The sequence below is a fragment of the Saccharopolyspora sp. NPDC002578 genome (assembly GCF_053592695.1).
In genome coordinates this window covers 1-3,952 of record NZ_JBSFWJ010000154.1, presented here as the reverse complement: position 1 = coordinate 3,952, position 3,952 = coordinate 1, and the positions used below count along the sequence as shown (strand labels likewise).

Below are 3,952 nucleotides of genomic sequence, written 5' to 3'. Positions count from 1 at the left end.
CCGGTCCTGTAGGAGAAGTAGGTGGCGTCGAGCTGGTCGGCGAGTTCGGCGCGGACGAGGTCGGCGTGGGCGGCGTCGGCGGCGGCCAGGTTCGAGCACACCACGACCTGCACGTCGGGGAAGGCGTCGCGTAGTCCGGCCAGGAGCGCTCGTGCGGTGGGGAGCAGCAGCAGTGGTCGTGGTGTGTGCAGGATGTCGCGCACCCGTCGGGCGGGTAACGCGAGTTCGACGGCGAGGCGCTGGATCAGTTCCGCGGTGGTGTGCGGACGGGTGTGGAGTGTGCGGCGCATGACGTCGGCGACCGTGGAGTCCTCGTGCGGTGAGGCGGCGGCGAGTGCCGTGCCGAGGCTGTGGCCTGCGACGGTGCCGAGCACGCCGCCCACGTCAACCGAAACAAGCCGGATCCCGCTCTGTCTTCCGGTCATGTGAGGAGCTCCTGGTAGAGGGCCGCGTGTGCGGTGTGGTCGGGTTGGTCGAGGTGTCGGAGCACGGCGGAGACGTCGCAGCCGGACAGCAGACGTGGGGCCATGACGCGATGGACCCAGTTGACCTCGAGTCCTCGCTGCGGCCGGACGAGATCGGAGGGCACCGTGCCGAGGTCGAACAGGTAGGTCAGCAGTGGCGGGCCGTGCTGGGGGCGCGTCCAGGTGTGCGCGCAGAACTGGGGCGTGGTCTGGAGGTTGAAGCTGAGGGTGCCGCGGACGGTGGACAGGACGGTCTCGGCGGGGGTATCGAAGGCCGCGGTGACGTCGCGGCCGGGCAGGCGCCACGCGGTTTCGCCCCGGTCGCGGACCAGGAGCCAGTCGGCGCGGTCGGGCCGGGCCAGCAGACCGCAGGCCCGGATCCGGACGCGGGACGGATTCGACACCATCAGGACGGACTTCCTTCGTTCAGGACAACAAGCAGGGCACGGCCTCACACGAGAGGTGGGGCTATTTCGGAGGGTGGGGCCGGTGACCGCCTCGGGGGCGGAATGTCGTTCCCACTTCGTTGAGGAGGCGGTGGACCTTGCCGTAGGAAAGCCGGGTCTTCTCGTGAAGCGCCCGGATGCTGGCGCCGTTCTCGTAGGCGGATTTGAGTTCGCGGGCGAGCTGGAGACGTGCTGGGCCACGGTGTTGCTGAAAGCTGACGTCGGTGTGGTTCATGAGGTGGTGCTCCTTAGGGCCGAGGTGTTCGCGGGCCGGGAGGGAACGTCCGGCGTGGACGAGTGCGAGGTGGGCGTGGACTGCTCCGGCGAGGTGACCGTGGTCGTCGCAGTAAGCGAGGAGCCAGAGGTTGAGGTCCAGGACGAGGGACCAACGATGATGTTGTGCGTAGAGCTGGGTGAGTGCGTCGACGGTGGCCAGCAGCGCGTCGTCGCTAGGGAGGCACAGGCGGATCGTTAACGCCCGAATCCACTGGCTCTCGGCCGTGACCGGGTTGGCGGAGTGCCAGGCGCGGGCGCTGTGTTCGAGCAGTTCAGCTAGAACGTCGGGTTGGTGGGCCGTGATCGCGGCGTGTTCACCTGCGTGAGCCAGCTCGGCCTGCCAGCTCGTCGAGTCCGGCACTTGCTCGGCGGTAGCTCGCCACACAGCAAGCGCCAGTTGAGCGGCGGCTGCGCTGTAAGCAACAACCGAGCCCAGGCGTAGCCCGGCGAGGAGAAGGTCGCGGTGGTCTCGTACCCATGTGGCGACGCGCTCGGGTGAACGGTGTGGCCCTGGGGTGGCCTGCTGGTGCAGGTACGTGAGGTGGCGGTGGCGTGGGTCGGGTTCTGAGGGTGCTGGGCTCGGTGCGCGACCGGGCAGGGGGTCGCCGGGTACAGGAGTCATCGTTGTTCCGGGTTGGGTTCGACGAGGGCAACGAGGGTGTCGAGTTCGGCGCGGGTGGTGGCGAGTTGGTGGCGCAGAGAGGCAAGCCTCAGCAAGGCGGCTTCGTCAGCGGTCAGCGGCGTGGTGAGGTGTTGCCGCGATCGGGGAGGAGCGTCGGGCAGCTGCACGATGCCGGGGATGACCCGCCCGGTTTCGTACATCCACACCACGAGGTGCAACCGGGTGGTCGCGCCGGTGGCGCGGAACGCGCGCACGAGGTGGTTTTTGACGAGGTCTTCGCTGCGGTCCAACCGTGTGGCGATGTCGATGGTGGACAGTCCGCAGACCATCAGCTGTACGACCGGGAGGGTCACGTCCGGGATCTCGCCGTCGAAGTCGAGCCCGGCACATCGGTCCGGGAGGCGCGCGGAGGTGTTCACGAATTCCTCGCAAGAATGGGGTAGGCCGGTCAGAGGGTGCCGAGGTGAGTCAAGGCCGAGTCCAGGTCGCTGCGCGCGGCTGAGAGGGTGTGGTGCAGGTTCCGGGCGGCCGGTGATGTCGGTGCTGGCGGTTCGGGCGGGTGGGGCTGGGCCAGGAATTCGGGGTGTGCGGGCACGAGGTGCCCGGCCTCGTACATCCACACCACGAGCTGACAACGGCTCGTAGTGCCGGTCTTGCGCAGCATCCGTCGCAAGTGGGTCTTGACGGTGTCCTCGCTACGGCACAGGTGCCTCGCGATCGCGGTGTTGGTCATGTTGCACGCCACCAGCCGCGCCACCTCCAACTGCGCACCGGTGAACTCGGCGCGCAACGCCAGTTGCGCGATCCTGTCCGGGTACAGGTAGATCACGAGCGTCCTCCGGTTTGGGGCGTGAGCGGGTTTTTCGCGGCCCAGTCCTGCGCCTTGCGGGCGACGTCGTGATCGTCTTGCCAGGGCGGGGCGACGCGAACGGTGTCGAGCAGGGTGTGGTCGTCGTGTTTGCCGCGTTGATCACCGGAGTGGACAGTGAAGTGACCGTCGGGTCGTGCCCAGCGCAGCGTGATGTTTCGCTCGGGGTGGTAGTGCCAGGCACAGGGCAGCCTGGGGTTTCGGGTCGTCATCGAAGGACCTTGTCTGTTCATCGAAAGCGCCGCGGGCGAGGACGCCGGAGCGCGAGGCGGCCGGCACGACCTCGGTCAGGGAAGGTGTTCCTGGTAATGCACCGCCGGGACACGCAGTCCGTCGGCGAGATCGGCGAGGCAGACCATGTCGCCGGGGTCGAGCAGACTGACCGCTGCGCGACGATCGGCCCATTCCCCAGGAGGCGCCACGGTGTCCGGAGCGGCCACGGTGAAGACGTAATTGAGCTTGACCGGCCCGCCGCCGAACGTCGCCGCATCCCAGGTGTGCGCGCGAAGTCCCGGGTCTTGCGAAGTGGTAAGCCCGGCTTCGTCATGCAGGACCCGGCAAGCTGCATCGGTGGGGGTCTCACCCTCCCTGATCCGCCCGCCCGGCAGGCGCCACCGCGCATCCGGCGCGGGCAGCAGTAACCACTCCCGGCCCGCCCTGCGGGTCAACAGCACCCGAACCTTGGCGTGAATCGATGGCGGCGGATCAGGGTCAGGATTCATAGAAAACTCTTCTCGCACAACGACGAACGACGTAGGACAGAACGAACGCGGGATCCGCAGGGGGCGGGGACCCGGCCGCACAACCGGCAGGGCAGCGGGCTGTGCGGCCGGGATGGGCGGGGTGTGTGTTCGGGGAAACACAGACCCCGCCCGACCGGCACTCGTCGAGGGGCTCGTTGGGTGCCGGGTCACCCGGCAATGGACTGCCATGTCCAGCCCGGACCGGGAGATCCGATTACCGCTGCTGCCCCGGATACACCCAGGCACGACCAGCCGAGCCAGTCGCAGGCTCGATCCGCGGCGGGGCGGGGCAGGTGGAAGCGTGGCGGTCGAAGACCTTCGCCAAACCGCGCAGCGCCCCCGCGAGACGAGTGCAGTCCCGCTCGGTCACCTCCCCAGGGCTGGGCAGATCGTCGAGGACGGTGACGAGCCGGTCCTTTACTCGCTGGGCCTGTTCGGCCACATCACCCGCGCTCGGAGCGGCCGAGGTGGAAGTGGATACGGGTCTTGCTGGAGACATCGCAAAAACCTCGATTCGATCGAAGAACACTCGG

9 protein-coding genes are annotated in these 3,952 nt (G+C 68.3%); 1 reads left to right on the top strand and 8 read right to left on the bottom strand.

Annotated elements, in window-relative coordinates:
• The 3 genes from ACWD38_RS30190 to ACWD38_RS30180 all read right to left on the bottom strand — a co-directional run.
• Positions 1-425 (bottom strand): hypothetical protein (locus ACWD38_RS30190; protein WP_450125435.1); only part of this gene is annotated, 425 nt, incomplete at its 3' end.
• On the bottom strand, positions 422-871 hold the full coding sequence (locus ACWD38_RS30185) for a hypothetical protein (protein WP_450125434.1): 450 nt from the start codon (positions 869-871) through the stop codon (positions 422-424). The genes ACWD38_RS30190 and ACWD38_RS30185, both read right to left, overlap by 4 nt.
• A 61-nt stretch (positions 872-932) precedes the next feature.
• Positions 933-1,049: a helix-turn-helix domain-containing protein gene (locus ACWD38_RS30180; protein WP_450125436.1), complete on the bottom strand. Its 117-nt coding sequence runs from the start codon at positions 1,047-1,049 to the stop codon at positions 933-935.
• Between ACWD38_RS30180 and ACWD38_RS30175 the strand changes: the two genes are divergently transcribed.
• On the top strand, positions 1,002-1,385 hold the full coding sequence (locus tag ACWD38_RS30175; protein WP_450125437.1) for a hypothetical protein: 384 nt from the start codon (positions 1,002-1,004) through the stop codon (positions 1,383-1,385). The genes ACWD38_RS30180 and ACWD38_RS30175 overlap by 48 nt on opposite strands.
• A 419-nt stretch (positions 1,386-1,804) precedes the next feature.
• Here the strand turns inward: ACWD38_RS30175 and ACWD38_RS30170 are convergent, their stop codons facing one another.
• The 5 genes from ACWD38_RS30170 to ACWD38_RS30150 form a co-directional block, all read right to left on the bottom strand.
• Positions 1,805-2,161, bottom strand: coding sequence for a hypothetical protein (locus tag ACWD38_RS30170; protein WP_450125433.1), 357 nt, complete (start codon positions 2,159-2,161; stop codon positions 1,805-1,807).
• Positions 2,162-2,256: 95 nt separating this feature from the next.
• Positions 2,257-2,637, bottom strand: a complete 381-nt coding sequence (locus tag ACWD38_RS30165) for a LuxR C-terminal-related transcriptional regulator (RefSeq protein WP_184479624.1) — start codon at positions 2,635-2,637, stop codon at positions 2,257-2,259.
• A complete protein-coding gene (locus ACWD38_RS30160) occupies positions 2,634-2,888 on the bottom strand; it encodes a hypothetical protein (RefSeq protein WP_184479623.1) in 255 nt (84 codons plus the stop codon). Before ACWD38_RS30160 ends, ACWD38_RS30165 begins: the two co-directional genes overlap by 4 nt.
• Before the next feature lie 75 nt (positions 2,889-2,963).
• Complete coding sequence (locus ACWD38_RS30155; protein ID WP_450125432.1) at positions 2,964-3,398, bottom strand: NUDIX domain-containing protein; 435 nt, start codon at positions 3,396-3,398, stop codon at positions 2,964-2,966.
• 235 nt (positions 3,399-3,633) lie between these two features.
• A partial coding sequence (locus ACWD38_RS30150; RefSeq protein WP_450125431.1) for a hypothetical protein occupies positions 3,634-3,952 on the bottom strand: 319 nt, incomplete at its 5' end.

Coding starts and splice junctions, on each gene's coding strand:
- ACWD38_RS30160 (WP_184479623.1), bottom strand. CDS start 2,888: ATGACGACCCGAAACCCCAGGCTGCCCTGTGCCTGGCACTACCACCCC.
- ACWD38_RS30185 (WP_450125434.1), bottom strand. CDS start 871: ATGGTGTCGAATCCGTCCCGCGTCCGGATCCGGGCCTGCGGTCTGCTG.
- ACWD38_RS30155 (WP_450125432.1), bottom strand. CDS start 3,398: ATGAATCCTGACCCTGATCCGCCGCCATCGATTCACGCCAAGGTTCGG.